Origin of the sequence: Paraburkholderia bryophila, assembly GCF_003269035.1 — a bacterium.
GTDB classification, from domain to species: domain Bacteria; phylum Pseudomonadota; class Gammaproteobacteria; order Burkholderiales; family Burkholderiaceae; genus Paraburkholderia; species Paraburkholderia bryophila.
Window position 1 is genome coordinate 282983 of sequence record NZ_QLTK01000001.1, and the last position, 26462, is coordinate 309444.

Consider the following 26462-nt stretch of genomic DNA (forward strand, 5'->3'; position numbering starts at 1 on the left):
CTTCCGTGCAAAGTCGTCCGAACGCGATGTGACGGCACGCTACCGTGCCGTCGCGTCCCGTCGAACGCCGTTGGCCCGGTTACCCAGCGTATTACGCCGTCTTCGGGGCGTGCGCCGCGTTCGAGCCGCCTCGGCTCAGGGTTGCTGCAGCGCACGGGTGTAACCTTCGACGGCCAAAATAATGCTGACAACTCGCGCCATAGCGATACTCAAGTTCAGGCTGTCGATATAGTGGGCCTTTTTTGGCCCCGGTACGATCGAAACAACCGGCAACAGTCGACCGAATAGACTCGCCGTGGCTTTCAGCAGGCTGTCTGTCATGCGCCAGGTATTATCTTTCCTATCTCGGGCGCGCTGAGCGGAACAACCTTTTTACAATGGCTGCCACGGCGCTCGCTTCAATTCGCCGACGGGTATGTAGCCACTGACGTGGAGCCTCGATCCGCCGCAAACGTATCTGGATCGGGCTGCCGCCGAAACCTCGCATTCACATAAGGAAAATTGCGAATGGGAAAGCTCACTACCCATGTGCTCGACACCGCGAACGGCCGTCCCGGCGCGGGCATCAAGGTCGAACTCTTCGCGCTCTCAGGCGACACCCGCCGCGCGCTCAAAACCACCACCACCAATGACGACGGCCGCTGCGACCAGCCGCTGCTCGAGGGCGACGCGCTAGTGCCGGGCGAATACGAACTCGTGTTCGGTGCCGGCGATTACTTCGCGTCGATCGGCACGAAGGTGCCGGAGCCGCGTTTCGTCGATCGTGTCGTGTTGCGCTTCGGCGTGGCCGATGCCGGCGCGCACTATCACGTGCCGCTGCTGGTGTCGCCGTGGTCGTACAGCACGTATCGGGGCAGCTAGGGAGCGTCTGCCGCGAGACCCGGAGGAGACCCGGTCGAGTTGGCGCCCTGACGTTCACGCCCGATTGCATTGCGCAGATGCCTGCACGGTTCAACCGCAAGCACCCGCGAAACGCAATCGAAGAACGCTGACGGCTCGACCGGCCTGATCCGATCCGACACGAAGACACATTAAAAACGACGCCGTGCGAACTGAGCGCATCGCGTCTTTCACCCCGCAGTCTGCGCAGCGACGTCATCTTCGCCGACGACCCGACAGCCGGGTCACCCAAGGCGCCCGCCGTCGTTGCGCGTACAACGAATCAGAAGTGGAGGAGTTCATGGAAGGATTTATCACCGACTGGTTGAATCTGGCGATTCGCTGGTTTCACGTCATCGCCGCGATCGCGTGGATCGGCGAGTCGTTCTATTTCGTCGCGCTCGACAACAGCCTGAAACCGCCGACCGATCCGAACCAGCGCAAGCGCGGCGTGTTCGGCGAACTGTGGCACGTGCATGGCGGTGGCTTCTACAACATGCAGAAGTACACCGTCGCGCCGCCGGAAATGCCGGAAGATCTGCACTGGTCGAAGTGGCCTTCGTACACGACATGGCTGTCGGGCTTTGGTCTGTTCACCGTGCTGTATCTGTTCTCGCCGTCCACGTATCTGATCGACAAGAACGTGATGGACATGGGCCCGGTGGTCGCCGTGGCGTCGGCACTCGGTTTCCTCGCCGCCGGCTGGATCGTCTACGACTCGCTGTGCCGCATTCTGGGCAACAAAGACAAGGTGCTGGGTATCTGCGTCGGCGTGTACGTGCTGATCGCGGCATGGCTCGCCTGCCACATCTTCGCGGGCCGCGCGGCGTACCTGATCATGGGTGCGATGCTGGCGACGATCATGTCGGCCAACGTGTTCTTCGTGATCATTCCGGGCCAACGCAAGATGGTCGACGCGATGCTCAAGGGCGACACGCCGAACCCGATCTACGGCAAGCGCGGCAAGCAGCGCTCGGTGCACAACACGTATTTCACGCTGCCGGTGGTGTTCGCGATGCTGTCGAACCACTACGCGATGACGTACACGCATCCGTACAACTGGGCCGTGCTGCTGATCATCATGCTGGCGGGCGCGCTGATTCGCCAGTTCTTCGTGATGCGTCACCGTGGCCAGGTGCTGTGGTATCTGCCGCTGGTCGGCATCGTGCTGATGTTCTGCGCCCTCTTCTGGACCATGCCGAAGCCGGTCGTGCCGCAAGCGCAAGCCGCGAATGCGCCGACGGTGAAGGTGGCCGACATCGCGCCGGTGCTGCAGCAACGCTGCGTGGCTTGCCACTCCGCGCATCCGACGATGATGGGCAGCGCACCGGCCGGCGTGCTGCTGGATACGCCCGATGAAATCTCGCAGAACGCGCAGCGGATTTATCAGCAGGCGGTGACGTTGAAAGCGATGCCGCTCGGCAACGTGACGCACATGACTGACGACGAGCGGATGAAGATCGCCGCGTGGTTCGAAGGCGGCGCTGCGAAGTAATGAGTTTGACCGGGCTGCGTGCCCGGTTTTGGTCTGGACCAGGAAGCGGGCTTTTTGCGTAAGCGGAAAGCCCGCTTTTTTGTTGTCGGCAGGCGGGGAATTGTTGAGACTTCAGGCTTAGATCTGGATATGAGCGTGTCCGTGCTCTTGCGCCTGCTCGAAGCAGCGGGCGACGACCTCAAGTTCGTGGCGCATCATGGGCATAGGCGCACGCTTGAAGACATCCTCGCCGAACAACGCTCGCCGGACGCGAATCCATGAAGCTCGACTTTCAGGTCCTGGGCAAGAACGTCGCCACGCTCTATCGCGAGCGTGACGACTATGTCCTCAAGTACCACCGCGACGCGAGCGCGGTCGATGTCGTCAGCCTGACCATACCGGTGCGCGAAGAAGCCTGGCGCTGGCCGCTTCTCGGCGAGCGTCACTAGCGGGCTGCGAAGCGGTAATGAAGATGCGCTCCTTTCGCCCCACCAATGCAAAAAGCCCACGGCAAACACCGTAGGCTTTTTTTACATCGACCGGCTTGTCACAACATTCAGGCAGCCATCAACCTCAAACCGCCACCGCACTCAACGCATCTTCCGTGAGCCACAGCGATTCGGCCAGATCCTGCTCATTGAGGTTGAGTCCATCTCCACCGCGATCGACCACGATAAAGTCGCTCACGTCGCCCAAAGCGATCAGCGGATGGTGCCACACGCCCTTCGCGTAGTTGACGCCCTGCCAGCCGCTCGTCACGAACGCGCGAATCGCCGACTCGTCCAGCTCGCCCGCCGGCGCCACCACGACCAGATACGGCTTGTCGTTCAACGGCACGAATGCCTGACTGCCCAGTGGATGACGTTCGAGCATCTTCACCTCGAACGGCAGCGTGCGCGGCTGTCCGCGAAACAGGTTCACGAGCGTGCGACCGTTCTCGTCGGTCACGTCCACTTTCGCGAGATCGTGAAAGCGGATCGTCGTGCCGAGGTTGATCGGAATCTGCTTCGCGCCTTCGAGTTCGATCACGTCGCCGAACGCGGCGAACGCTTCTTTCGTCAACGGTTCGATCGCGAGCGTTTTCATGATGCGAGCGTACCCCACAGACGCAGACGCGAAACGCCGCCGTCCGGAATGATGTTGAAGCGCACGTGCGTCACCGGACCCAGCGCCGCGATTTCGCTTTCGAAGTAATGCTGGTTGTCCATCTTCAGCTTCTGTTCGCCCAGCAGCACCGGCCAGAACATGGCTTGCGTGATCAGCGAGCTGTCCGTGCCGCCCGTCACGTACGCGGCCTGGATCGAGCAGCGATCCGGATAGTTGCCCTTGAAGTGAGCCGTGTCGACTTCGATCTTCCTGATCACGCCAGGTTGCGCCAGCGCGACGATCGCCCAGTCGTTGCCCGGCTCGCGACGGCGACGCGTTTCCCAGCCGTCGCCCATGTTCACGCCACGGCCCGGCATCAGGATCGTGGATGCGGCGCCGAAGTGCTGGTTATTCGCCGCGACCAGGTACGCGCCGTTTTCCATCGCGGCCAGGTCGAACTGGTCGGTGCGGCTCGCGCCGGCCCAATCCACCTGCGGCTGACCGTACACCCGCAGACGCGCGATACCGCCGTCCGGATAGATGTTTACGCGCAAATGCGTGTACGCGTTCGTGTCGTTGACTTCGTGATAGTGATGGCTGTTGCCCTGCAACGAGGTCGACGGCACGATTTCGGTCCATTGGGTCGACTGGTTCGGCACGCCGTCCACCACGCGCGCGGCTTCCACCGAAGCGGCCGGCGGGAAGTTGCCGGTGAAGTGGCTGGTGTCGAGATCGAGGCCCTTGATCACGCCCGGACGCGCCAGCTTCACGACGCACCAGTCGTAGCCGTTCGCGCGCTTGCGGCGGGTTTCCCAGCCGTCCATCCATTTGCCGTGGTCGTCGTACTTGCCCGGAATGAAAACGGCCGGCTCCGGATTCAGCATGCGTTCCTTCGGCGCGAAGAAATCGTCGCTGGTCTCGAGCGCCTGTGCGCCCAGACGCGGGTCCGCCAGATTCACATAACGGCGCGTGAATTCCGGTGCATTGGGGTCGAGAATCGGGAGTGCCATCTTTGTCTTCCTTAATGTTTGTTAGTGCTGAAAAAACGTTTCGGCTCGGGGTCCGCGACGCGTGAATGAAGCGTCACGCGTCGATCAGGTCGTCGAGCCGGAAACGTGCGATGCGGTAGATCTGATCGAGGCTTGCGCGCAATTCGTCGGCGCGGCTGTTGTTCACGCGCGCCTCGAAGTTCGCGATGATGCCGTGGCGGTCGAAGCCGCGCACCGCGAGAATGAACGGAAAGCCGAACTTCTCGCGATAGGCGCCATTCAGCGCGACCAGTTTGTCGAACTCTTCCTGGGTGCACTGCGCGAGGCCCGCGCCGCTCTGCTCGCGGGTGGACTCGGCTGTCAGCTCGCCGCGTACCGCAGCTTTGCCGGCAAGTTCCGGGTGGGCATTGATCAGCGCCAGTTGTTTCGCTTCGCCCGCGGTTTCGACGAGCGACGACATCTTGCGATGCAAGTCGTCGATGCTGGCGAACGGCCGTTGCTGGGCGGCGAGTTCCGCGACCCACGGCGAGTGCTCGAAAATACCGGACAGCGCTGCGACGAACGCGTCGGTCGAGGTGCTGTTGAGTTGGTCCAGAGTGTATTGCATCGCCTTCATGCCGCAGCCCCGCGGTTGTTTTGCTGGTAAGGGTGATGTTCGCGCCAGTGGCGCGCAATATCGACGCGCCGCGTCACCCACACGCGATCGTGCTGTTCGATGTGATCGAGAAAACGTTGCAGTGCGCGGAACCGCCCAGGGCGTCCGAGCAGGCGGCAGTGCATGCCGATCGACAGCATCTTCGGCGCTTCGTCGCCCTCTTCGTACAGCACGTCGAATGCGTCGCGCAGATAGGTGAAGAAGTGGTCCGCCGTGTTGAAGCCCTGCGGGCTCGCGAAGCGCATGTCGTTCGTGTCGAGCGTGTACGGCAGGATCAGTTGCGGCACCTTCGCGCCGCCCGTGACTTCGACGTCCATCCAGAACGGCAGGTCGTCGCCGTAGTAATCCGAGTCGTACAGGAAGCCGCCGTGTTCGGCGACCAGACGGCGCGTGTTCGGGCTGTCGCGGCCGGTGTACCAGCCGAGCGGCCGCTCGCCGGTCACGCGTTCGATCGCTTCCATGCCGAGGCGCAGGTGCTCCGCCTCTTTCTCCGGCGCCATGTCCTGATAGTGAATCCAGCGATAGCCGTGGCAGGCGATTTCATGGCCGAGCTCGACGAACGCGCGCGCGACTTCCGGATTGCGTTCGATCGCCATGCCGACACCGAACACCGTGAGCGGCAGGCCGCGCTTGTCGAACTCCCGCAGAATGCGCCAGACGCCCGCGCGCGAGCCGTATTCGTAGATCGACTCCATGCTCATGTGACGCGCCGGGTAAGCCGCGGCGCCGACGATCTCCGACAGAAACTGCTCCGAGCCAGGGTCGCCGTGCAATACGCAGTTTTCACCGCCTTCTTCGTAATTCAGAACGAATTGCACCGCGACACGCGCTTGACCCGGCCAGTTGGCCTGCACCGGGTGGCGGCCGTAGCCGATCAGATCGCGTGGGTAGTTCGGGTCGAGTGGCATGGTTTGACGGATGCGTGGTGACGGTACGTAAAATTCGCGTGGGGTCTGGCGTGGATCGGCGCGGTCCGGCCGACAGGTTGCGACCGCAACGTTTGCCTGCGCGTTTTCGCTGCGCGTTCGGGTTGCGAGTCTTACCTGCAAGTTACGGCGGTACTGGCGAAAAACCCACTCGGCGCAGCGCGGCTGGCAACGGTAAAAAGCCTGTCGCGGCCCCAGCGCGGAGTGGGACCAGTGTAGCGAAAACACCCGGGTGCGCCCATACACCCGGGCAGATAGTGCGTGTCAGACCGAATGTATGTGCGGGCCCGGTTTTTTAGCGTTTACCCGCAGCGAATCAACGGTTTGCGCACTTTCTTGCGGATTCGCGGCAGAACTTGCGGCCGACCCGCGCGGCACGCGCGGGTTCGGGTCGGCATCGGTCGGACTGAAGGCCGCCAGCGCGCCGTCATAGCGCTTGGCGAGCGGCCTCGCGTAGTCGCCGCGCTTGGCCGTCGACAGACGCAGCGCAATCAGCGCTTCAGCCCACTTCACGGCAGCCGTCACGCCTTCGACGACCGGTGCGCCCAGCGCGTCCTCGATCTCGGCGCACAACTCGGCCATGCCGGCGCAGCCGAGCACGATCGCATCCGCCCCGTCCTCCGCGAGCGCGCGCCGGCATTCGTCGAGGATGATGCGGCGCGCCGCCGAACCCGGCTGGTCGAGATCGAGCACGGCGACGTCGGTGGCGCGGACGTTGCGGCAAAACCGCTTCATGCCGTAACGCTCGGCGAGATGCCACGCCATCCCGCAGGTACGCGCCAGCGTCGTCACCACCGAAAAGCCCGGCGCCAGCACGCTCGCCGCGTGCATCGCCGCTTCCGCGATGCCGATCACCGGACCGCGCGCCAGCTCGCGCGCGGCGTACAGACCGGGGTCTCCGAAACAGGCGATCACGTAGCCGTCGCAACCTTCGCGCTCGCCGGCCATGACTTCGGCCAGCAAGCCCGGCGTCGCGAGCGCTTCGTCGTAATAGCCTTCGATCGACGGGGGTCCCATGGTGGGATTCACCGCGATCACTTCGGTGCCCGGCGCGGCGACGTCGCGCGCGCAACGGCCCATCGCGTCGGTCATCCGCTGGGTCGTGTTGGGGTTGATCAGTTTGATGCGCATATCGACTCCTGTTGCCTGCAGCGTCAAGACTCAGCGTGCGAGCACGCGATAGAACAGCGCAGCCAGCCCCGCGCCGATGAACCACGAGAAATTCGCCATATCGTCGAGCGTCGGCACCATCACGCAGAGCACGGCGATCAGCGCGGCCGGCAGCAACGCGCCCACGGCCCGGTAGTTGACGCCGTTGCGATACCAGTACGAACCGGTGGGCGCGACCGTGTACAGATCGTCGAGCACGATTTTCTGGCGTTTCACGAGGTAGTAGTCGACGATCAGGACGCCGTACAAAGGTCCGATGAAACTGCCGAGCACGTCGAGCGTGTAGTGGATGACGGCCGGGTTGTTGAACAGATTCCACGGCGTGATGAAAATCGACGCCACCGCCGCCAGCATGCCGCCCATGCGCCAGCTGATCAGTCGCGGCGCGACGTTCGAAAAATCGAACGCCGGCGAGACGAAGTTGGCGACGATGTTGATGCCGATCGTCGCGATGGTGAACGTCAACGCGCCGAGAATCACCGCGGTCGGATAGTCGATCCGCCCCACGGTTTCCACCGGGTCCGTGATCAGTTCGCCGAACACCGGCAACGTGGCTGCGGTCGTGACCACCGTCACCAGCGAGAACGCCAGAAAATTGACCGGCAGTCCCCAGAAATTGCCGCGCTGCACGCTACGAAAGCTTTTTCCATAGCGCGAGAAGTCGCCGAAATTCAGCATCGGCCCGGAGAAGTACGACACCACCAGCGAGATCGCCGTGATCATCACCGGTACCACGGCCATGCCGTGATACTTCACGCCGCCCAGATTGATGCCGATGTTGCGCCAGCCCGCGCGATACACCATGTAGCCCGCGAGCATGAACATCACCACGTAGACGGCCGGCCCGGCGAAGTCGATAAACTTCTTGATGGTCTCCATGCCGTGCCAGAACACCAGCGCCTGCAACACCCAGAGCAGCATGAAGCCGCTCCAGCCGAGCGTCGACAGCCCCATGAAGCCATGGTGATGCACGTCGGCATACGGCAGCAGTTGCGGGACGAATTTCAGCACCACGATCACCAGCGCGCTCGACGCAAGATAGGTCTGAATGCCGTACCACGCGACCGCGATCAGGCCGCGAATCACCGCGGGAATATTGGCGCCCAGTACGCCGAAGGTCGCGCGGCACGCCACCGGATAAGGCACGCCGTTCGCCTGGCTCGGCTTCGCGATCAGGTTGCACAACAGGTTGACGATCGTAATGCCGACCAGCAGCGCGATCAGCACCTGCCAGCTCGTCAGGCCGAGCGCGAACAGACTGCCCGCGAACACATAACCGCCGACGCTGTGCACGTCCGACATCCAGAACGCGAAGATGTTGTACGCGCCCCAGGTTTGATGACGCAACGGCGCGAGATCTTCGTTGTAAAGCCGCTCGCTGTAGCCTGCCGGCATCGACGGATCGCCGGACGCGCCGTCCTCCGCGTAAGCGTGAACTGCTGGAGCGCCGGGCGCCGCACTGAACTGAGCCATGATTCCTCCTTGGGATAGGGACCGTCGAAAAGCGCATCGAAGGACGTTGCATCGGCCATGCCAACCGCGCGCTGCTCGCCCACTCGGGAGCGAACAAGCCGGCGCCATCGGTCTGGCCGCGCCGCGGGTGTCTCCGTACTGACGTACTTGTGGTTATCGCCTCGCCTGCCACCGCGGAGGGCCGGCGCTGCGTCGCTGCTCGAGTTCCGTCTCCCGGCGACGGACACGCGTGCGCAAGCCGGCAGCGCTCACGACGAGCCGCCTTGCAACACCTGATTCGGTTCAGTTCAACTCAGTGCGGCGCGCACCACGAACGGGCGCGCACCGGCCGCCTGCCTCAGCCTGGCGCGGACTTGCTTCTGGACTTGCCGTTGGACGATTCTTTCGACGCGCTATCGAGCGCGCCGAACACTTCCTGCAGATCGGCCGCGCCGCGTGCGGGGCGCTCCAGCATCTTCAACTCGACGCTTTGCAAATGGCGCGACATCAGGGCCGCCGCCTCTTTGGCATCGCCGGCGTCGAGCGCGGCGAGAATGGCTTCGTGATCTTCGAACGAACAGGGGCTGCGTCCGAGGGACTCGTACAACGCGGAAATCAGCGTGGAGCGCGCCACCAGTCCGTTCAGACAATCACACAGCACGGCATTGCCGGTAAGGCCGGCCAACTCGGTATGGAACTCGCCCGACAGCCGGATCCACGCCGGAAAATCACGGGTCTCGAACGCCTTGCGTTCACGACCGATCATGCCGCCGATGTTCTTCAGGCGCCGCATGCCGTGACCGTTGCAAATCTTTTCCACCACCGCCAGCTCGATGATGCGACGCATCTCGAACACTTCATGCACTTCCTGCAGCGACGGACTCGCGACGAACGCCCCGCGATTCGCTTCGAGATCGACGAGATGATCGGTCGCCAACTGCGCGAGCGCTTGCCGGATCGGGCCGCGCTTCACGCCGAACACTTCGCACAACTGGGCTTCGGTCAGCTTGGCGCCCGGCGCGAGCCGATGCTCGAGGATCGCGGCGCGGATGCGCTCGGCGATCGCTTCAGGCTTCGAACTGTTGACGGCCGCGGAATCTGAGTCGGACATGATGTGTTTCCCGGTATGTTGGTCATCTTAGGATGGACATAAAGATTGTCAACAATTTTTATCCTGAATATCGCCAATCGCGGTGAGGGTTCTGGGCTGCGAGCCAGTCCATAGGGCTGCAACGCCTGTTCAGCTTCAGTATCAGTTTAAATAGATGAGCGGATGGTTGTGTATTGGCGGCAGTTTTTGTCAACAAAATCGGGAGACCTTCACGGTCTGGCTGCTCGGCTAGATGCTTGAAAACCTGACAGTTAGTTGCGTTGTAGAGACTCAAAAAAGCGGGCAAAACGCCCGCTCCCCTGCTCCACGCCGCCTCACCTTCAGGCCAGCGTCGGATACCCCGACAGGTTCAGTTTGAAGCCGTGCGCATCCGCGACGAGATGGGCCTCCGCCCCGACCGGCAGCGTCAGCATGTTGTGGACATGCCCGAATTGCAGCCCGGTGACGACCGGAATGCCGATCACCGAGCGCACCTGCTCGATCATCGCGTGCAGGTCGTAACCGTTGTCGTAGTCGTAGGCCTTGCCGCCGGAGAAGTCGCCCAGCACGAGCGCCTGCTGCTGCGCGAGAATGCCGGACAGATGCAGTTGATAAATCATCCGCTCGACCCGGAACGGCTGCTCGTTCACATCTTCCAGAAACAGAATGCCGCCTTGCACCGGCGGCATGTAGGGCGTACCGATCAGCGACGTCAACACCGCCAGATTGCCGCCCCACAGCATGCCCGACACGTTGACCGCGTGCGCTTGCGGCGTCGTGCCGGTGACGGTCATGGTCGGCTTCGTCAGCGCCGACCAGAAGTGCTGCAGGGTGAATTCGCTGAGTTCCTCGGCGCCGAAATCGCTCGTGATCATCGGGCCACCGAAGGTTTTGACGCCAGCGCGCGCCAGCAGCGCAAGCTGGATCGCGGTGAAATCGCTATGCCCCACCAGCGCGACCGGCTGATCGGTCAGCCGCCGCTGTAGCCCTTCGTAGTCGAGACCGTGCAGTATCCGCGCCGCGCCGTAGCCGCCACGCACCGCCAGCACGATATCGGGCAGCGCACGCGCCGGGTCGGCGAGCCGGTTCAGGTCGGCCGCGCGCTCGCCGTCGGTGCCCGCGAACCGCTGGTATCGACGCTTCGTCACCTCCACGCCTTCAACCCGATGCCCTTGCGCATGAAAACGCTGCAACGCGCGATGCACCGCCTCCGGGTCATGGGGATAGCCGGACGGCGCGATCAGTTCGATGGTGCGATGGACAGTCATGGGTGAAGTCCGTTCGATGTTGTTGTGTTTAGAGCGGCTCGGCCGAGCCTGGTGTGTCGGATTCGCCGGCATCGGCCCGCGCCGCCGCGCGCGCTTCCCGGCTGGCGCGCCGCCGTTCGGCGAAGAACGATTTGAGCGCGGCGCCGCATTCGGTTTCGAGCACGCCGCCCGTCACCGAGGTGTGATGATTCAATTGTGGATTCGCGAACGCGTCGACGACACTGCCGCACGCGCCGGTTTTCGGATCGCGCGCGCCGAACACGACGCGCGCGATGCGCGCGTGCATGATCGCGCCCGCGCACATCAGGCAAGGTTCGAGCGTGACGTAGAGTTCGCAACCCGGCAGACGGTAGTTCTCGACCGCCTGCGCAGCGGCGCGCAAGGCGACCATTTCGGCATGCGCCGACGGGTCATGCGCGCCGATCGGATGATTGAAGCCGGTGGCGATGACCTCGTCGCCTCGCACCAGCACGGCGCCGACCGGCACTTCGCCGGCTGCGCGCGCCTGTTCGGCGGCGGCCTGGGCGAGTGCCATGAAGCGCCGATCGCGTTCGGAGATGGGTGGAATCGAAACACTCGAAGCGTCGCCAGGCTCAGGGACGCGGTCGACCGAAGCCGAAGCCGATTCCGAACCCGACGACGCGGCGCACACATCAAGCGGCCCGCTCACCGCGAACCCGCATCTGCCGCGTTGAGATGACCCGCGCGCTCCGACAGACGTTCAGCGATACGCCGGCAGTATTCACGCGGCAACACCAGCGGACCGCCGCGCAGCGACTCGAGCGCCATGTCGAGCGCCAGCATGCGCGCCTGCAAACGGCAACGGGTAGTCGGGTCGCTCACGGCATTCAACTCCGCTTGCAGGTCGCGCAAGGCGCGCAACTGTTCGACAGCGGGCGGCACGAAGCCCGCGTTTGTCAGAATCCGGTTGGCGACCCGCACCTCCTCCGGGACCATTGCATCGTCCCCGAGCGGTAGCGGCGCACCTGCGCCCGGCAAGGCATCGAACTCGCCGCGCGCGGCTGCGGCGGCAATACGCTGTTCGACTAGCGCGTCAAGCAATTTCATCTGCAATCCACTACGTTGCGGCCCGAGCATTCTATCAGGGAGCACGCGACGGTTTCGGCTCGCAGACCGACGAAACCGCCTGGTTTTGAGATTCCGTGTATTTCAGAGGCGTAGCGGCGCAATCGAGGCAGCACGTACATGGCAGCGGCGCCGCACGTCCCGTCAAACGACGCCCGCCAGCCGCCAGCGCGCGAGCACGACATGCCGGGTACGCCCGAGCAAACTGTGCATCAGCGCAAATTCACGCACGTTCCAACTGACGGGTTCGATGGGACGTGTCGCCGCCCAGGGCATGCCGTAAGCGAGCGTGACATGCGGCGTGTAAGGCACCGTTGCCGGGAGCGCCGCATCTCCGGCACCCGCGCCTCGCAAAGCCGCAGCGAGTGCGTCGTGAAGGGCATGCAAACCCGCCACGCCCGCGCCGCCGCCCAGCACCAAGGGTCCCGCCCGTGGCCGCGCCGCGAAGCTGACCACCGAATCGAACTCGACGGTAAACGGCTCCATGCGAATGGAAGCCCCCGCCTGCATCGCCGCGTCGACGCGCGCCTGCGGTAGACCACCCGCGAAATTGCCGAGGTGCTGCAACGTGACGTGCAAGCGCCCCGCCGCCAGCGGCTTGCTGCGCACGCGCGCCTCGACGCATAACTGTTGCGCGAACTTCGCGACGCCGGCGGCCGTCTGGGTATCGGGGAAAACCGCGAAAAACAGGCCGTCTGTCGGTGTAGGGGGCGCCTCGAGCCCGGGCAGCCAGAATTGTTCAGGCATGGTGCTCCTGACCGGGTGAAGCCGGCATGACGATAACTCTCCGTTGATTGAGTGTGGCTGGCCGCGAGCGGCCGATCAAGCCGCTGGTCGCGTAGTCGGGACTGCCAGTCGAGGCTGCAAGTCGGGACCGCCAGAAAGCGCTTGCGTAAGTGGGCCGCTTACGTACAATACTGTACATCCATACAGTATTGGCGGCAACGTGGAACTGCTCAAAAAGCTGGAGATATTGGCCGACGCGGCGAAATACGATGCCTCGTGCGCCAGCAGCGGCGCACCCAAACGCGGCTCGCGCGGGGTAGACGGTGTGGGTGCCAGCACCGGCGCCGGCATTTGCCATAGTTTTACGCCAGACGGTCGCTGCGTCTCGCTGCTGAAAATCCTGCTCACCAACTTCTGTCTGTACGACTGCCAATACTGCGTCAACCGGCGTTCGAGCAATGTGCCTCGCGCGCGCTTCACGCCCGAGCAGGTCGTCACCCTCACGCTGGATTTTTACCGGCGCAATTACGTCGACGGGCTGTTTCTCAGCTCCGGCATCATCCGCTCGGCGGACTACACCATGGAGCAACTGGTCCGCGTCGCGCAGTCGTTACGCGAGGACCATCGGTTTCGCGGCTACATTCATCTGAAGACGATTCCAGACGCCGACCCGCAGTGGCTTGCTCTCGCCGGCCGTTACGCCGACCGTTTGAGCGTGAACATCGAGTTGCCGACCGAGGCCGGCCTCGCGCGCCTTGCGCCGGAAAAGAGCGTGCGCACCATCAAGCTCGCCATGGGCTCGATCCGCCTCGCGCAGGAAGAAGCGCAAAGCGATACCACCGCGCCTAGCTTCACGCCCGCGGGCCAAAGCACGCAGATGATCGTCGGCGCCGATCAGACGAACGACAGCACGATTCTTCAAGCCGCCAGCACGCTGTACGGCGCCTACCGGCTCAAGCGCGTGTACTACTCGGCTTTCAGCCCGATTCCCGACAGTCCGTCCGCGGTGCCCGCCCAGGCGCCGCCGCTGCTGCGCGAACATCGGCTTTATCAGGCGGATTTTCTGTTGCGCGCCTATGGTTTCAGCGTCGAGGAGCTGTTCGAGCAGCCCGGCAATCTGTCACTCGAAATCGATCCCAAGCTCCAGTGGGCGCTCGCCCATCGCGAACAATTTCCGGTCGATCTGAACCGTGCGCCGCTGCGCATGATCGCGCGTGTGCCGGGCATCGGCCTACGCAACGCGAAACGGCTGGTCGAATTGCGGCGCTCGCGGCGGGTACGCTATGAAGACCTCGTGCGCTTGCGCTGCCCGCTGCAGAAGATCAAGCCGTTCGTCGTGACGCAGGACTATCGCGCGGCAATGCACGATGCCTCCTCCGCGCAATTGCGTCGGCTGTTGACCGCGCCGCCGGTTCAACTGGCACTGCTTTGAATTGACGTCATGCATGCCGTTCTGATCGACGACCACTTCGCTGCGTGGCGCGCAGCGTCCCTCGAAGCGTTGAATCGAGGGCTCGCTCCAGAGACGATCGAATGGCGGGTCAAGACGGCGCCCGAGTCGCTGCCCGAGTCGCCGCAAACCCTCGCGTTATTCGAGTGCCACGAGCCGCGTGAGGTCGCGCCGTCGCCCACTCGCGGCGTGCAGGTCTCGAAGGAACTGGCGGCGCTGTTGCAAGACGCCGCGCTGTTTCGCGATCCGCAGCGCTGGGCGTTTTTATACAAGGTGCTATGGCGTTGGCAACACGGCGACCGCACGGTCGCGTCGCCGGCCGACGCGGATGGCGCGCGGCTCCATCGCATGGCAAAAAGCGTACGGCGTGCGAAGCACGACATGATCGCCTACGTGCGGTTTCGCAGGCAAACGGCGGCGGCGCCCACGCCCGAATACATCGCGTGGTACGAACCGGCGCACGACGTGCTGCGCTGGGCCGCCGAACATTTTTCGCAGCGCATGGGGCGCTCGACATGGATGATCGCGACGCCGCACGGCGCCGCGTTCTGGGACGGCGATCAACTGCATCTTGAACAGCGGCGCGCGCTGCCGGACGAGCATCGCGGCAATCCCGAAGACGACGCCGAGGCACTTTGGTTGGCCTACTACCGCAGCACGTTCAACCCGGCGCGGCTAAACCAGGCAGCGCTCGAGCAGCACATGCCGGTGCGTTTCTGGAAGGGTTTGCCGGAAGCTCATCTGATCCCCACCCTGATCAGCGCAGCGAAAAGCGGCGCGCAGCGCGTGGCGCAAGCGGGTAGTGTCGGCGCGCTCGACGGCAAGTCGATTCCGGTTGAAGCGGAGTTCGCGCAACCGGCGCGCGAGCCGCCGTCATCGCTCGACCGTTGCCGGCGTTGCGAACTATGGCGGCACGCCACCCAGGCAGTCGGCGGTTCAGGGCCGGGCGATGCGCGAATCATGCTGATCGGCGAGCAGCCCGGCGATCAGGAAGATCTGGCCGGCCAGCCGTTCGTCGGGCCGGCGGGGCAACTGCTCGACAGCGCGATCGCGCGTGCGGGATTGTTGCGCGCGCAGCTTTATCTGACCAACGCGGTCAAACATTTCAAGTGGGAACCGCGCGGCAAACGCCGATTGCACAAAACGCCCGGCCAGCAGGAAATCGCCGCCTGCGGGTATTGGCTCGAGCGGGAATTGCTGGCGGTGCGCCCGGCGGTGATCGTCGCGCTCGGCGCCACGGCGCTGAATGCGTTACTGCAACGAAAAGTCAGCCTGAAGGACTATACCGGCGCACCTTTTGAAGCGGCGGGCGGCTGGGCCATCGCGACCTGGCACCCGTCGTTCGCGCTAAGGCAGCAAAGCGACGCAAGCCGCGACAAAGTGCTGGACGAGATCGGCAACGCGCTCATGCGGGCGCGTCGGCTAGCGGACGAACTGCTCGCGCCCAACACGCAAACGCAACGCGACCATCCGCAAGGTTGAAACGTGATTTGCAACGCGACAATCGCTAACGTCCGTCACGCTGCGCCCCCGTCTCCCCCGCCTGCGGATTCGCCATCAGCCGCAACCGCACCCTCAATGGCTGCCGCATATCGACCGGCGGCGTGCCCGCTACCGGATGTTCGCTCAACAAATGCCGCAAGGTCGCATCGGCCCGCGGATCGCCGAGCGAATCGAACTGCACCTTCGTGACCGCGCCATCCGCGCCGATCCATGCGCGGACCACCAGCGCGGGCGGCGGCGCATCGGCTTTCGCGTTGAGCACGCGGTCTTCGAGAAACTGATGGAACTGGTTGGCGGCCTCGTCGTTCGCTTCGAGCGACGCCTGAAACTGCTGACCCACGCGTTGTGCGTAGTCGAGCCACGGTTGCGGCACATCGAGCGCCTGCGCCGTGGCCTGCATGCTCCAGAACAGCGTGCAGGCGACGGCGACCAGCGCCGTCCATCCGGACAGCTTGCAACGGGTAGTGCAGCCGGTATTGCGCTTCATGACGATTCCCGGTTAGTCCGGTTCCATGGGAAGGTATAGCCGTGACCCGCCGCGTTGCACGAGCAGCGCGACCGTGCCGTGCGCCGCGCCGATTTCGGCGATCAGCGCGTCGATCGTCGCGACCGGGGTGCCATTGACCGACAGCACGATATCGCCCGCCTTCAGGCCGACACGCGCAGCCTGTCCGCTTGCCTGTTCGACCAGCAAGCCACGGTCGACACCGAATTGCTGCTGTTCCGGGCCGTTCAACGGCCGCAGGCTCAAGCCGATGCGCACCGGCCCTTTAGGGTTGCCGCTCGATGCAACGCCGCTGTCGAGCGCGCCCAACGTAACCTGAACACGAGTCCTGGCGCCCGCGCGCCAGACAAGAAGATCGGCCTTTTGCCCCGGCTTCAGCTTCGCGATGGTGTCCAGCAGATCGACGGGATCCGCCACCGCGTCGCCTTCCACGCCGAGCACGACATCGCCGGCAAGCAGTCCGGCCTGCGCGCCGGGGCCGCCGGGTTCCACCATGCTGATCAGCGCGCCATCCGGCTGCGCCAGTCCGAACGAACGCGCGAGCGCCTGACTGACTTCCTGCAACGCAACCCCGAGCCGTCCGCGCGTCACCTTGCCGGTCTTGAGCAGTTGCTCCTTCACGTCGAGCGCCACGTCGATCGGAATCGCGAACGACAGCCCCTGATATCCGCCCGTCTTCGAATAGATCATCGAATTGATCGCGATCACTCGGCCGCTCAGGTCGAACAGCGGACCGCCCGAGTTGCCGGGATTGATCGGCACGTCGGTCTGAATGAACGGAATATAGCTCTCGCCCGGCAGCGAGCGCGACTTCGCGCTGACGATCCCTTGCGTCACCGTATTCGCGAATCCGTACGGCGAACCGATCGCCATCACCCAGTCGCCGACCTCGGTGCGGGCCGGATTGCCGGTGACGACGGCCGGCAGATTGCGGGCGTCGATGCGGATCACCGCGACGTCCGACAGCGCGTCGCTGCCGATCACCGTGCCCTTGAACTGACGCTTGTCGGTCAACTTCACGTCGACGGTCGTCGCGTCGCCGACCACGTGCCGGTTGGTCAGAATCACGCCATCCGCACTCACGATAAATCCCGAGCCGAGACTCACCTCTTCGCGATTGCCGATCACACGCCGTGCGAGGAATGGCGCAAGCGGATTGCCGGGCGCGATGCCGGGCGGCAACTGGATGCCCATTTGCGTGACTTCGCGCGTGACGCTGATGTTGACCACCGCCTGACCGTAGCGTTTGACGAGCGCGGCGAAATTCGGCATCGTCAGCGACGTGCTGTTCGATGCCCCGCTCGATGCCCCGTTTTCCGCCGCGCCGGTGTTCGCCGCCCAGACCGCCGTGCTCACGCACAACGGCATCGACATCGATATAAGCACGGCCATGCCCATGCGCACCATTCCGCCCCGCGCTATCCGCTCCATCACCGCAAGTCCCCTACGTCAGCCGCACCGACGCGCGAAGAGAATCAGCGCGCGCAGTTCATCCATCGAGAAACGGCCGTCCAGCGCGATGGTGCCCATCTGCCAGTCGGGACAATCGCGCAGCGCATCCCACGCGACCCAGCCGCCCCGGCTGCGCAAAATACGATGCGCAGTCGATTCAGTCACCTTCGCGTCGACTTCGATTGCGTCGTCCATCTTGTCCCACGCCATCATCCGTGTCCTCCATACCGTTTTGCCGCGTTGTTGCGGACCGCTTGCCATCGTCGCCGAGGGTCGCGGCCTTAACCGGGTATCGACCTCTACGTCTCGTCCCACAACAGCACCTTGACGCCGCGGTGTGATCGCCTCGCTGCACCGCGACGCTTGCGCTCCACTTTGCTGAAAAGCGCGTCCCCGTCAGGCTCATCCACACCCTCAAGCACGGCGCCCTCACTCGCCGACGCCTCGTCCTGCCGCTCGTCAGCGCCGAATTCACGCAGGGGGTCATGCGTCATTTCGGTGGCACCGCGACCGGCGCGGCGGGACGCTGGGGCGTCACCGAATTGCCCCAGTTCGAACCGAACCGGTTACGCTCGGTGGACAAATTGAACGTGCCGAGCCGGTTCGACGGCGCGTTGGCCGCGGCTTGCGCCGCCGTCTGCGACGCACCGGCCTGCACCGTCGGCTTCGGCTTGAGTTGTGAACTCAGGCAGTCGTACGACAGCGCGCGCTGGCCGTCCACCTCGGCATCCACGCACACCGGTTTGGCAGCCAACGCCGGCGCACCGGAATCACTCGCGCGCGGCGCACTGCCTTGCGCGCGGACCGCGCCGGCCGATACCGATACCAACGCAACGAGTCCCACCACGATCGATCGACGCAGATTCATTGCTCTCTCCAGTCGGCGCCACCCCGCGATTCGCGCACCGCTCGCCACTGCGCACGAGGTTCCCGCGCAGCGCTACGCCGTTCCGCGCGCGGCCCCGCACGCCACGGCGCCACGTTTCCCACAACGCTCCCGCACACGATACGCTTCGACCCAAGCCCCCCCACCCGCGTCGATCACTGTGCCGCGGCCAGCGCCTTCTTCAGCGCGTCCTCGTTGATCGGCGTGTTGCCGGCCAACTTCGCGACATAAGCCTGCACGTTCTGCTGCAAACGTTGCGCGCGCAACGTCGTGCGAATCTGCTCCTTGACGTCCGCCAGCGGACGTAACGTAGCGCTCTTCACGTCGATCAGTTTGACGACGTGAAAACCGTTCGACGTCTGGACCGGCGCGGACACCTGGCCGGGCTTGAGCGCGTCGGCCGCCTGGCGGATAGCGGGCAACAGCATCGTCTCGGGCACGACACCCATATCGCCGCCGTTCGCCGCGCTGGTCTTGTCCTGCGAATTCGCCTTCGCCAGCGCGGCAAAGTCTCCACCACGCGCGCGACCGGCGAGATCGCCCGCCTGCTTGCGGATTTTTTCGAGCGTCGCCGCGTCCGAACCGCTCGGTGCTTCGAGGTAGATCTGCGCGAGATGCAGCGCGCGCGGCGCGGTGAACGCCGCCTGATTCTGCTCGTACGCCGACTGGATTTCCGCGTCCGACGGATAGTCCGCCGGCGGTGCGTTCACCGCTGCAAGGTAGCTGCGGACCACCACGTCGCGCTGCGCCTGCTCCAGCGCCGTACGCACTTGCGGTTGCTTGTCCCAGCCCTTCGCCTTCGCTTCGGCGAGCAGCGCTTTCTGCGCCAGTGTCGAGCGCACCAGCTGGTCCATCGCGCCCGGGTCCGCCGCGAGCCGCGTACGTCCATCGGGATTGAGCGACTTCAACAGCGGTTCGATATCGGCCTGCGTGACCGACGCCTGAGGTCCACTCGCGATCACATCGCTTTGCGCCATCGCAAGCAGCGGCATCATCGACACAAACCATCCTGCCAGTACGAATTTCTTCACCATGACTCCTGCGGTTGCCTGAATGCTGTCATCACTGGCACGCTCCTCGTTGGAACGTACCCCTTCCTGCACGGTGGCCGGAATCGCGGCTCACGCCTTACGATCCGGCGGAGCGGTTCACTTCCGCCTGCGCACACACATGCACGACGATCGGTTGAATCATGCCGCGCGGCGGCGCTTTGCCGATGCCCTTGCCGACCACAGCCAGGCGGAGATCGGCTTCGACTTCCGGCAGGCAGCGCGGCGCGCACTCGACCCGCGCGATACGCCCGCGCGCGTCGAGCCAGGTCTTCAGTCGCAAGACCGGTAACTCGGGTTCCGGCGCCCCGTCTGCTGCGCGTTGCTCGAGCGACGCACGCAGCCGGCAGGCGGCGCTGTCCGCACTGTCGAGCGCCGCGTGCAGCCGCCGCGCGACCAGTTCCGCGTAATGCACCCACGCGGCCGGCGCATCGCCGACCGCCACCGCGTCGGGTTTCACATGCGGGTTGCCGCCGAGAACCGACAGCAGCGCCGCGCCGAACGCCTTCATGCGACCCGCGACATTCATTGCACGAGCGCTTTCTCACGCGCGCCGTTTTCACGCACCGCCGGATCCGCGCCCGCGCCGGCCTGTGCCGCGAAAGATGCGGGTGACGTCGCGCGCGACGCCGCCGGCTGTTCCGCCAACGCCGGACGATTACGCAAATGCAGCAGCAACTCCTGAATCAGCCGGTCCCAGAGCTCGATCGTCGAGCGCAGATAGCGCTCGGTCACGCCGCCCGCGACGATCACGTCCATCTCCAGCGCGAGAAACGGTCCGTGATCGGCCAGACGCGCGAAACGCTTCGTGCGGTTCCAGCTCGTCACCAACTCCATCGGCAATTCGCCTTGCACCTGCAGCACGCAGCTATGGGTGTAATCCAGGTAGCGGAGCGCGGTTGCATCGGTCGACGCAGCGGCTTCCTGCGCGGCGTTGCCGAAGCGCACCGAGAAGCCGACGCCCTGACTCGCGCTCATCAGTTGCACCGCGCCGTTCTGTTCGGCCACGGTCACGCGATAACCTGCTGCTTTCAGGATGTCCGCCAGCCGGTCGATGCTCACCGCTTCGATCAACTCACCGCCGGGCAATTGGCCGGCTGCTGCCGTGGTCTGTTTGTCGCTCATGTCGATACTCCTAACTCGATGGGATTGCCAACGGCCCTTTTGGGGCAGGTTTTTTTAAGTGTTCTCTCTCGCACCGCTATTTCAGGGCGCAGCGGCAGGCGCGGAAGCCGCGTCCTGCGACGCCCCTGCCGACCGCGCCGCCGGATCGTATTGCGCGCTGTAAAGCGCATCGCCGTAACGCTGTTCGATCTCGTCGTATTTCACGCGCGAGCTTTGGGCGAATGGCTGACGCGACGCGAAGAACGAACCGAAACCGAGATGCTCATAAGCGTCCAGAATTTCATGTCCAACGCGATACAGATCCGCATTTTTCGACTGACACATCTGCAAGCGCGTATCGCGCTGCTTCACATCGCTTTGTAGTTGCGACCGCTGCGCGTCACGCGCTCGTGAGACCGTCAGCAGTTCCTCGTAGGACGACTTGTACTTCGCGAGCTGCTGGGCGTCCTGCGCATGGCTGCTCTTCTCGGCGGACAGCGCCCGCTGGGCCGCCGCTTCACCGCTCGACTTGCCGATTGCCGCCGCGAGTTGCGCCTGCGCTTCCTTCAATTGCGCCTGGGCCGCGTCGCGTTGCTGCTCGGCCGTGGCTTTGTCGGCCTGAAGCTGCGCCTGATTGTCCTGAAGCTGGCGCAGCGTCTGCGTCGTGGCACGCAATTGCGTGCGCAACTTGTCTTCGATGCTCTGCGCGTGAGCACTGCCAGCCAGCAACAGCAACGCGCCGGCAAGCGTCGCGCCAAGCAGGCCATGACGAACTGTTTTCATCCCGACTCCGTCAGAAGCGCGCATTGAGCTCGATCTGCAGCACGTCGATGGACACCGGCGGTCCATAGACTTCCTTCGCGCTGAGATAGCGTGCCGACAACCATGTATCGCGCGCCACTGCATAAGCCGCGCCAAGAATGTAGCCGCGCGCATTGGTGCCGCCCAGGTGGAAGTCTGGATCGTTGAATGCGTCGAGCGTCGCGTCCGGTTGCAGATACTTGTAGGCGACCGAGAAATTCCACTGCCCCTTGCTGCTCGGATCCGGCTCGCCGAACGTCACTTTCGCGAGGTAGCCGTTCGGGCCGCTGCGATAGTCGGACTGGCTCGCGTTGACCGTGGTCGCCTCGTAGTTGTTGACCGGCAGCGTCGCCGCGCCGAACGCCTTGTTGGTGTTGTAGGCCAGATTGCGGACGAACTCGCCGTCCAGTCGCACCTTGACGCGGTCGGCGAGGACCGTGTCCCATTGCGCCTTGATGTCGAGCAGCCGGTAGTTGTACGCGAGACCGAAGAGTTGCGGCTCGGGGGTCATGCCCGGCGCGAGATTCGGGTTCTGCACGATGTTGCGCAACGCCACCAGCGTGTTGCCGCCCTGCAGGAAAGCAGGCGCTTCGTTGTCGGTGCTGCAGTTCGTCGCGCCGAGGTACAGCGCGCAAGGCGACGACAGCGTGCCGCGCATGTTCTGATAGTCGTAATAGGCCAGCGCGCCTTTCAGGCGGTTCTGCTGGTCGATCTTCCATTCGGCGCCGAGCTGGGCGCCGAACATCCACTTGGTGTCGCTGCCCACCTTGCTGGTGCTATTCGACGGAAAGTTCTCCGACGTGTACTGGATCGGGAACACGCCGAAGGTGCCGAACAGCGTCACGTCCGGATTGATCGGCAACGCGTGACGGAAACTCGCGGCCAGGCCGTCCATTTCCAGATCGTTGGAGAACAGCAGATCCGACGTGAAGAACGGATTGTCGAAGCGACCCGCCACCACGTTGAGCCACGAGTTCGGCTGATAGCGGAAAAACGCCTTGTTCAGCCAGATGTTCTTCTTCGCGAAGCCGCCGCCCGCCGTCGCGGTGGTCGACACGGGACCGTTGTCGTTGCCGCTCGCGAGCTGGATGCCGGCGCTGAATTCGTCCGACAGCAGTGCGGTGACGCCAAGCCGCGCGCGATAGCGTTCGAGGTTGTTGCGGTTCTGCGTGGTGTTCTGCGTCGGCAATTGCGCGGTGTTGGTATTGCCGTTGATATCGAAGCCGCCGCCCTGATTGATCGCCGCGAAATTCGTCACGTTGTTGGCATTGCGGCTGCCGTAGAAATGGAATTCGTCGCGCACACGCAGGTCGCCGTCCAGCTTGATACGCGACACCCAGTCGGGAAACGTGTTGGGTTGCGCCCAGTTCTCCGCCTTCGCTTGCGCGACCACTTCCTGTTTCACCTGATCGCGAATCTGATCGCGCACGACCTGCGGCACGTACGGCACCGCGACGTCGCCCGGTTGCGTCGGCGCATTGACGACCGCCATGCCCGCCGCACCGGCCGCGCCCACACCCGCCACCGCGCGCCCCGACGTCGCCTTTGCCTGCGCCGTTTCCGCGCGTGCTTCGCGGATCAGGTCGTTGGCGTTCTGCTGCGTCAGCACACCGCGTTTGACGAGCAGGTTGATCAGGTTGATCACCGTGCTCTCGGTCGGCGCCGCCGTGCCCGTGGCGGCCTGGGTTTCCAGCGACTGCGCCTGCGCACCCGTCGCGCACGACAGGCCCAGCGTAACCAGCGCCACGCTCAGGCGCGCGCCGGTCGTCGCCGATCCCCCGCCGCCGTAGCCGCGACCCCGTAGCTTCATTTTCCGAATCATCAATGCTCTCCGCGTAACCGCTGTTCTTTTGCCGGCAACGTCCGTGTGCGGACCTGCCCCGTGTTTGCTTTGCTCGCGCCGCGTGTGGGCGTGCGCATGGTTTGTCTGGGCCTGCTTCGCCCGTATCTCGTCACGCGCCGGTTATCCCGCCTTGCGCCCCTGCAGTTTCACCAGCACCGGATACGCCGTGGCGGGCGGCGGCGGTTCGTCGACCTTGCCGAGCGCTTCGACGGCGGCGACGACGGCGGCGTCGATCTTCGGATCGCCGGTGCTTTGCGCGATCGTCACCTTGGTGATGCGCCCCGATGGCTCCATCCACAGATTCAGGCTGCCGGTGAAGCGCACGCCGCCGACTTCCTGCACGCCCTTGTCCTGTTCAACCGCGCGCTGCAGCGTGTAGACCATGTACTGCGCGTAGCTCGCATTGCCGAAGCGGCCGACGTTGCCACCGCTGCCCACGTTGCCCGAGCCGTCGCCCGCGCCGATGTTGAAACCGTCGGTGCCCGCCTGCGCCGGCGCGTTCATCGTCATCTGCCTGGGCTGGTTGTCGGACGGCTTGGGTGCTTCCGACGGTTTGGGCGCAACCGTCGGCTTATCCACCGGTGTCTTGACCTCTTCCTTCACTTTCTCGGGCGGCGGTTTCTGAGGCGGCGGCGGTGGTGGCGGCGGCAACGGAATGACCGTCGTCACCTGCGGCGCGCTGGCGCGTTTGACGCCCGTCGTATCGCCGGCGAAATGCCAGATCAGGGCGCCGAGCGCCAGCAACGCCAGCGCGATCGCGACCGGCTTGATGAAGCGGGCCGGCCCCTTGCCGGAAGGACCGCCGTTATAGGTCATTTCCATCGCGTCGCCCTAGCCGCCCTGCTTCGCTTTGCCGGTCACGAGACCGACCTGCGACAGATCGAGACGCCGGAGCAGATCGAGCACATCCATGACCCGCTGATACGCCACGGCCGAATCGCCCTTGAGGACGATCGGCACATCCGGATTGCTCGCCTTCTCGGTGCGCAGCCGGCTTTCGAGTTCGTCCATCGACACCGGGTACGCATCCAGAAAGATCTGCCCCGAGTCGGACACGGTGATCGCCTTGGTCTTCGGCTTGGCGAGACTCGCCGACGAACTCGCCTTGGGCAGATCCACCTTGATGCCCTGCACCGAAGCGGTCGTCATGATGATGAAGATAATCAACAGCACGTATGCCAGATCGAGCATCGGCGTGATGTTGATGTCGTCGTACGGCTTGTCGTCGTCCTGAACCTGCATGGTGATCTCCCGTGTGCGTTCAGTCGGCCAGCAGCGCGTGGTCCGGACTGCGATGCGCTTCGGCCAGCCGCGTGACGAATTCGTCGACGAACACCTGCATGTTCGCGGTCACGTTCTTGTTGCGGATCAGCAGGTAGTTGTAGCCGAACAGTGCGGGAATCGCGACGAACAGACCGGTGACGGTGGCCAGCAGCGCAGCGGCGATACCCGGCGCGATGGCGTTGACGTTGACGTCGCCGGCCGCCGCGATTGCGGCGAAGGTGATCATCACGCCGACCACCGTGCCGAGCAGACCGAGAAACGGACCGCCGGAAATGGCGATGGTCAGCAGCACCATCGACTTCGACAGACGCTGGTTTTCGCGCACGAGGGTGGCGTCCATCGACGCGCGGATTGCCTCGATCGACTCGCTGGTAATGACCGTGCGGCCGCTATCGTCGACCCGGCTATGGATCTCGGCGACGCCCGCGCGATACAGCCGGTACAGCGACGACTGGCGCAGGCGTTGACCTTCCTCGCTGGTTTCCTTCACGTGTGCGAGGCCGACCAGGTGACGGCCCGCCACTTCGCGAAAGCGCTCGACGAAGTAGTTGTTGGCACGGTCGACGAGGCCGACATAGCGCCCCTTGTTCCACATCACGACCCATGAAACGACGGCCATGGCCAGCAGGATGCCGATCACCACCCAGGCATCGACCGTCACCGACTGGACGATCACGCCGAAGTAGCCGAAGCCGAAGCCCGACTGCTTTTCGTCGGCGCCGTAGTTGATCAGCTTCGATTCGGAGCCTTGCGCCAACGCGTCGAGTGCGATCAGATCCGGCGAGCGTGCAATTTTCGACAGCCGCAATTCGTCGAGCGAACCCTTGAAGTTCGAGAAGCCGGCGGGCGCCCCCGTCACGTCGCCGGCCACCGCCGCCGCGCTGGTCAGCGCCGGCAATGCCGCAGCGATCTGCGCGGCCTGCTTGCCGTTCACGTACACAGTGAGGTTCCTGCCGTCTGCGGTAACGGCGAGATGAGTCCACTGATTGGCCGTCAATGCCGTCGCGGCCGGTGTGCGAACCGGCGTCGCGGCGCCATCGATCTCCGCGAACGGCACGCCGTTGTCGAGGCCGATCAGCAAAGCGTTGGCGCCATCGCGGCGGCTATACAGCAGCGTGTTGGCCGTCAACGCCGAGGGCTTGAGCCACACGCTGAACGTGAAGCTGCCGCCCGCGCCGACATTCAGCGACGGCGTGGCCGGCAGATTCAGCGCCGTGCTGCCGTCGAACTGAGCGCCTTTGCCGACGATGCCGTCTTCGACGGTTCGCAGCGGCGCGTTCTGCGCGTTGTTCGCGTAGGCGGTCGCGTCTTTCGGCGGCGAACCGGACGGACTGTCGAAGTGATACACCAGCGTGTAGTCGGGATCGAAGGTCTGCGACGGCTTGCTGCCGTCCGGCGCTTTCTTGTTGCCGTAGTACATCCAGATCGATTCGGCCGACCCGGCCGGCATCTTCGTGATATCGACCCAGATGAGCGCAACGCCTAGCACCGCGTCGTACTGTTCGATGTCGAAGTTCAACGGCGTCTTGTCGTCGGCCGCGACGAAGCGGATATCCGCGCCGTTATCGGCCAGTCCGTCGAACTGGAAATTGCCCGAGTGCAAACGGATCAGCAACGGCACGCGTCCAGCCGATTCCGTCAGGTTGGCCCCTTTCGGCCCGGCATCGATCGTGATCGCCTTGCGGTACGACCAGTCGTTTTGCCACCACGCGTTGGCGACGCCGGGCATCACGCCCAGCAGCGTCAGTAACAGGAGAAACAAGGCTCGCTTCACAATCCACTCC

30 protein-coding genes and 1 pseudogene are annotated in these 26462 nt (G+C 64.4%); 6 read left to right on the forward strand and 25 right to left on the reverse strand.

What is annotated here, in order from left to right; all coding sequences use genetic code 11:
• Window positions 1–135: 135 nt before the first annotated feature.
• A complete protein-coding gene (locus BX591_RS36320) occupies window positions 136–321 on the reverse strand; it encodes a hypothetical protein (RefSeq protein WP_167444484.1) in 186 nt (61 codons plus the stop codon).
• 186 nt (window positions 322–507) lie between these two features.
• Here BX591_RS36320 and uraH point away from each other — a divergent pair, with 186 nt between their 5' ends.
• The 4 genes and pseudogenes from uraH to BX591_RS01305 all read left to right on the forward strand — a co-directional run.
• On the forward strand, window positions 508–861 hold the full coding sequence (uraH, locus tag BX591_RS01290; RefSeq protein ID WP_074283346.1) for a hydroxyisourate hydrolase: 354 nt from the start codon (window positions 508–510) through the stop codon (window positions 859–861).
• A gap of 319 nt (window positions 862–1180) precedes the next feature.
• On the forward strand, window positions 1181–2374 hold the full coding sequence (locus BX591_RS01295) for a urate hydroxylase PuuD (protein WP_105510662.1): 1194 nt from the start codon (window positions 1181–1183) through the stop codon (window positions 2372–2374).
• A 129-nt stretch (window positions 2375–2503) separates the two neighbouring features.
• A complete protein-coding gene (locus BX591_RS01300) occupies window positions 2504–2635 on the forward strand; it encodes an XRE family transcriptional regulator (RefSeq protein WP_111928945.1) in 132 nt (43 codons plus the stop codon).
• Window positions 2632–2781: pseudogene (locus tag BX591_RS01305) on the forward strand (type II toxin-antitoxin system HipA family toxin); the annotation flags it as partial. The gene BX591_RS01300 and the pseudogene BX591_RS01305, both read left to right, overlap by 4 nt.
• A 145-nt stretch (window positions 2782–2926) precedes the next feature.
• On the opposite strand, the gene BX591_RS01310 reads toward BX591_RS01305, so the two are convergent.
• The 11 genes from BX591_RS01310 to BX591_RS01360 all read right to left on the reverse strand — a co-directional run bounded on the left by BX591_RS01310 (window position 2927) and on the right by BX591_RS01360 (window position 12822).
• Window positions 2927–3439: an ureidoglycolate lyase gene (locus BX591_RS01310; protein WP_035545975.1), complete on the reverse strand. Its 513-nt coding sequence runs from the start codon at window positions 3437–3439 to the stop codon at window positions 2927–2929.
• Window positions 3436–4449, reverse strand: a complete 1014-nt coding sequence (gene alc, locus BX591_RS01315) for an allantoicase (RefSeq protein WP_111928946.1) — start codon at window positions 4447–4449, stop codon at window positions 3436–3438. The genes BX591_RS01310 and alc overlap by 4 nt, the downstream gene beginning before the upstream one ends.
• Window positions 4450–4522: 73 nt before the next feature.
• Window positions 4523–5044 (reverse strand): 2-oxo-4-hydroxy-4-carboxy-5-ureidoimidazoline decarboxylase, encoded by a 522-nt coding sequence (uraD, locus tag BX591_RS01320; protein ID WP_111928947.1) that lies wholly within the window; start codon window positions 5042–5044, stop codon window positions 4523–4525.
• Window positions 5041–5991, reverse strand: coding sequence for an allantoinase PuuE (gene puuE / locus BX591_RS01325; RefSeq protein WP_111928948.1), 951 nt, complete (start codon window positions 5989–5991; stop codon window positions 5041–5043). Before puuE ends, uraD begins: the two co-directional genes overlap by 4 nt.
• Window positions 5992–6273: 282 nt before the next feature.
• A complete protein-coding gene (locus tag BX591_RS01330; protein ID WP_111928949.1) occupies window positions 6274–7140 on the reverse strand; it encodes an aspartate/glutamate racemase family protein in 867 nt (288 codons plus the stop codon).
• A gap of 30 nt (window positions 7141–7170) precedes the next feature.
• Window positions 7171–8652 carry an NCS1 family nucleobase:cation symporter-1 gene (locus BX591_RS01335; protein ID WP_111928950.1) on the reverse strand — a complete coding sequence of 494 codons (1482 nt, stop codon included), beginning with the start codon at window positions 8650–8652 and terminating at the stop codon, window positions 7171–7173.
• Window positions 8653–8989: 337 nt separating this feature from the next.
• Window positions 8990–9742, reverse strand: coding sequence for a GntR family transcriptional regulator (locus BX591_RS01340; protein WP_111928951.1), 753 nt, complete (start codon window positions 9740–9742; stop codon window positions 8990–8992).
• Window positions 9743–10062: 320 nt separating this feature from the next.
• Window positions 10063–10989: a muramoyltetrapeptide carboxypeptidase gene (gene ldcA / locus BX591_RS01345; protein ID WP_111928952.1), complete on the reverse strand. Its 927-nt coding sequence runs from the start codon at window positions 10987–10989 to the stop codon at window positions 10063–10065.
• A 28-nt stretch (window positions 10990–11017) separates the two neighbouring features.
• Window positions 11018–11659, reverse strand: coding sequence for a tRNA adenosine(34) deaminase TadA (tadA, locus tag BX591_RS01350; protein WP_111928953.1), 642 nt, complete (start codon window positions 11657–11659; stop codon window positions 11018–11020).
• A complete protein-coding gene (locus tag BX591_RS01355) occupies window positions 11656–12057 on the reverse strand; it encodes a DnaJ family domain-containing protein (RefSeq protein ID WP_111928954.1) in 402 nt (133 codons plus the stop codon). Before BX591_RS01355 ends, tadA begins: the two co-directional genes overlap by 4 nt.
• Before the next feature lie 162 nt (window positions 12058–12219).
• Window positions 12220–12822: a 2'-5' RNA ligase family protein gene (locus BX591_RS01360; protein WP_111928955.1), complete on the reverse strand. Its 603-nt coding sequence runs from the start codon at window positions 12820–12822 to the stop codon at window positions 12220–12222.
• Window positions 12823–13021: 199 nt separating this feature from the next.
• Here BX591_RS01360 and BX591_RS01365 point away from each other — a divergent pair, with 199 nt between their 5' ends.
• Window positions 13022–14233: a putative DNA modification/repair radical SAM protein gene (locus BX591_RS01365; protein ID WP_111928956.1), complete on the forward strand. Its 1212-nt coding sequence runs from the start codon at window positions 13022–13024 to the stop codon at window positions 14231–14233.
• A gap of 9 nt (window positions 14234–14242) precedes the next feature.
• Window positions 14243–15733 (forward strand): UdgX family uracil-DNA binding protein, encoded by a 1491-nt coding sequence (locus BX591_RS01370; protein ID WP_111928957.1) that lies wholly within the window; start codon window positions 14243–14245, stop codon window positions 15731–15733.
• A gap of 25 nt (window positions 15734–15758) precedes the next feature.
• On the opposite strand, the gene BX591_RS01375 is transcribed toward BX591_RS01370, so the two are convergent.
• The 13 genes from BX591_RS01375 to BX591_RS01435 form a co-directional block, all read right to left on the reverse strand.
• Window positions 15759–16241, reverse strand: coding sequence for a YbaB/EbfC family DNA-binding protein (locus BX591_RS01375; protein WP_111928958.1), 483 nt, complete (start codon window positions 16239–16241; stop codon window positions 15759–15761).
• A gap of 12 nt (window positions 16242–16253) precedes the next feature.
• Window positions 16254–17651 (reverse strand): Do family serine endopeptidase, encoded by a 1398-nt coding sequence (locus BX591_RS01380; protein ID WP_244146908.1) that lies wholly within the window; start codon window positions 17649–17651, stop codon window positions 16254–16256.
• Between the two features lie 57 nt (window positions 17652–17708).
• Window positions 17709–17924: a hypothetical protein gene (locus tag BX591_RS01385; RefSeq protein ID WP_244146907.1), complete on the reverse strand. Its 216-nt coding sequence runs from the start codon at window positions 17922–17924 to the stop codon at window positions 17709–17711.
• 86 nt (window positions 17925–18010) lie between these two features.
• On the reverse strand, window positions 18011–18205 hold the full coding sequence (locus BX591_RS01390) for a hypothetical protein (RefSeq protein ID WP_111928959.1): 195 nt from the start codon (window positions 18203–18205) through the stop codon (window positions 18011–18013).
• A complete protein-coding gene (locus BX591_RS01395; RefSeq protein WP_111928960.1) occupies window positions 18202–18579 on the reverse strand; it encodes a hypothetical protein in 378 nt (125 codons plus the stop codon). The genes BX591_RS01390 and BX591_RS01395 overlap by 4 nt, the downstream gene beginning before the upstream one ends.
• 173 nt (window positions 18580–18752) lie before the next feature.
• Window positions 18753–19631 (reverse strand): peptidylprolyl isomerase, encoded by an 879-nt coding sequence (locus tag BX591_RS01400; protein WP_111928961.1) that lies wholly within the window; start codon window positions 19629–19631, stop codon window positions 18753–18755.
• Window positions 19632–19725: 94 nt separating this feature from the next.
• The gene (locus tag BX591_RS01405) at window positions 19726–20175 is read right to left on the reverse strand and encodes a hypothetical protein (protein WP_111928962.1); all 450 of its coding nucleotides are present in this window, start codon (window positions 20173–20175) and stop codon (window positions 19726–19728) included.
• Window positions 20172–20771: a YbjN domain-containing protein gene (locus BX591_RS01410; protein WP_111928963.1), complete on the reverse strand. Its 600-nt coding sequence runs from the start codon at window positions 20769–20771 to the stop codon at window positions 20172–20174. Before BX591_RS01410 ends, BX591_RS01405 begins: the two co-directional genes overlap by 4 nt.
• Window positions 20772–20852: 81 nt before the next feature.
• Entirely contained in the window at window positions 20853–21533 is a 681-nt protein-coding gene (locus BX591_RS01415; RefSeq protein WP_111928964.1) for a hypothetical protein, read from the reverse strand.
• Between the two features lie 10 nt (window positions 21534–21543).
• Window positions 21544–23373, reverse strand: coding sequence for a putative porin (locus BX591_RS01420; protein WP_111928965.1), 1830 nt, complete (start codon window positions 23371–23373; stop codon window positions 21544–21546).
• Between the two features lie 141 nt (window positions 23374–23514).
• Window positions 23515–24216: a TonB family protein gene (locus BX591_RS01425; RefSeq protein ID WP_111928966.1), complete on the reverse strand. Its 702-nt coding sequence runs from the start codon at window positions 24214–24216 to the stop codon at window positions 23515–23517.
• Between the two features lie 9 nt (window positions 24217–24225).
• Entirely contained in the window at window positions 24226–24636 is a 411-nt protein-coding gene (locus BX591_RS01430; RefSeq protein WP_105510640.1) for an ExbD/TolR family protein, read from the reverse strand.
• Window positions 24637–24655: 19 nt separating this feature from the next.
• Window positions 24656–26407 (reverse strand): DUF2341 domain-containing protein, encoded by a 1752-nt coding sequence (locus BX591_RS01435; protein WP_244146919.1) that lies wholly within the window; start codon window positions 26405–26407, stop codon window positions 24656–24658.
• Window positions 26408–26462 lie beyond the last annotated feature (55 nt).

Coding starts and splice junctions, on each gene's coding strand:
- BX591_RS36320 (WP_167444484.1), bottom strand. CDS start 321: ATGACAGACAGCCTGCTGAAAGCCACGGCGAGTCTATTCGGTCGACTG.
- uraH (WP_074283346.1), top strand. CDS start 508: ATGGGAAAGCTCACTACCCATGTGCTCGACACCGCGAACGGCCGTCCC.
- BX591_RS01295 (WP_105510662.1), top strand. CDS start 1,181: ATGGAAGGATTTATCACCGACTGGTTGAATCTGGCGATTCGCTGGTTT.
- BX591_RS01300 (WP_111928945.1), top strand. CDS start 2,504: ATGAGCGTGTCCGTGCTCTTGCGCCTGCTCGAAGCAGCGGGCGACGAC.
- BX591_RS01310 (WP_035545975.1), bottom strand. CDS start 3,439: ATGAAAACGCTCGCGATCGAACCGTTGACGAAAGAAGCGTTCGCCGCG.
- alc (WP_111928946.1), bottom strand. CDS start 4,449: ATGGCACTCCCGATTCTCGACCCCAATGCACCGGAATTCACGCGCCGT.
- uraD (WP_111928947.1), bottom strand. CDS start 5,044: ATGAAGGCGATGCAATACACTCTGGACCAACTCAACAGCACCTCGACC.
- puuE (WP_111928948.1), bottom strand. CDS start 5,991: ATGCCACTCGACCCGAACTACCCACGCGATCTGATCGGCTACGGCCGC.
- BX591_RS01330 (WP_111928949.1), bottom strand. CDS start 7,140: ATGCGCATCAAACTGATCAACCCCAACACGACCCAGCGGATGACCGAC.
- BX591_RS01335 (WP_111928950.1), bottom strand. CDS start 8,652: ATGGCTCAGTTCAGTGCGGCGCCCGGCGCTCCAGCAGTTCACGCTTAC.
- BX591_RS01340 (WP_111928951.1), bottom strand. CDS start 9,742: ATGTCCGACTCAGATTCCGCGGCCGTCAACAGTTCGAAGCCTGAAGCG.
- ldcA (WP_111928952.1), bottom strand. CDS start 10,989: ATGACTGTCCATCGCACCATCGAACTGATCGCGCCGTCCGGCTATCCC.
- BX591_RS01355 (WP_111928954.1), bottom strand. CDS start 12,057: ATGAAATTGCTTGACGCGCTAGTCGAACAGCGTATTGCCGCCGCAGCC.
- BX591_RS01360 (WP_111928955.1), bottom strand. CDS start 12,822: ATGCCTGAACAATTCTGGCTGCCCGGGCTCGAGGCGCCCCCTACACCG.
- BX591_RS01370 (WP_111928957.1), top strand. CDS start 14,243: ATGCATGCCGTTCTGATCGACGACCACTTCGCTGCGTGGCGCGCAGCG.
- BX591_RS01375 (WP_111928958.1), bottom strand. CDS start 16,241: ATGAAGCGCAATACCGGCTGCACTACCCGTTGCAAGCTGTCCGGATGG.
- BX591_RS01380 (WP_244146908.1), bottom strand. CDS start 17,651: ATGGCCGTGCTTATATCGATGTCGATGCCGTTGTGCGTGAGCACGGCG.
- BX591_RS01385 (WP_244146907.1), bottom strand. CDS start 17,924: ATGATGGCGTGGGACAAGATGGACGACGCAATCGAAGTCGACGCGAAG.
- BX591_RS01390 (WP_111928959.1), bottom strand. CDS start 18,205: ATGACGCATGACCCCCTGCGTGAATTCGGCGCTGACGAGCGGCAGGAC.
- BX591_RS01395 (WP_111928960.1), bottom strand. CDS start 18,579: ATGAATCTGCGTCGATCGATCGTGGTGGGACTCGTTGCGTTGGTATCG.
- BX591_RS01400 (WP_111928961.1), bottom strand. CDS start 19,631: ATGGTGAAGAAATTCGTACTGGCAGGATGGTTTGTGTCGATGATGCCG.
- BX591_RS01405 (WP_111928962.1), bottom strand. CDS start 20,175: ATGAATGTCGCGGGTCGCATGAAGGCGTTCGGCGCGGCGCTGCTGTCG.
- BX591_RS01410 (WP_111928963.1), bottom strand. CDS start 20,771: ATGAGCGACAAACAGACCACGGCAGCAGCCGGCCAATTGCCCGGCGGT.
- BX591_RS01415 (WP_111928964.1), bottom strand. CDS start 21,533: ATGAAAACAGTTCGTCATGGCCTGCTTGGCGCGACGCTTGCCGGCGCG.
- BX591_RS01420 (WP_111928965.1), bottom strand. CDS start 23,373: ATGATTCGGAAAATGAAGCTACGGGGTCGCGGCTACGGCGGCGGGGGA.
- BX591_RS01425 (WP_111928966.1), bottom strand. CDS start 24,216: ATGGAAATGACCTATAACGGCGGTCCTTCCGGCAAGGGGCCGGCCCGC.
- BX591_RS01430 (WP_105510640.1), bottom strand. CDS start 24,636: ATGCAGGTTCAGGACGACGACAAGCCGTACGACGACATCAACATCACG.
- BX591_RS01435 (WP_244146919.1), bottom strand. CDS start 26,407: ATGCCCGGCGTCGCCAACGCGTGGTGGCAAAACGACTGGTCGTACCGC.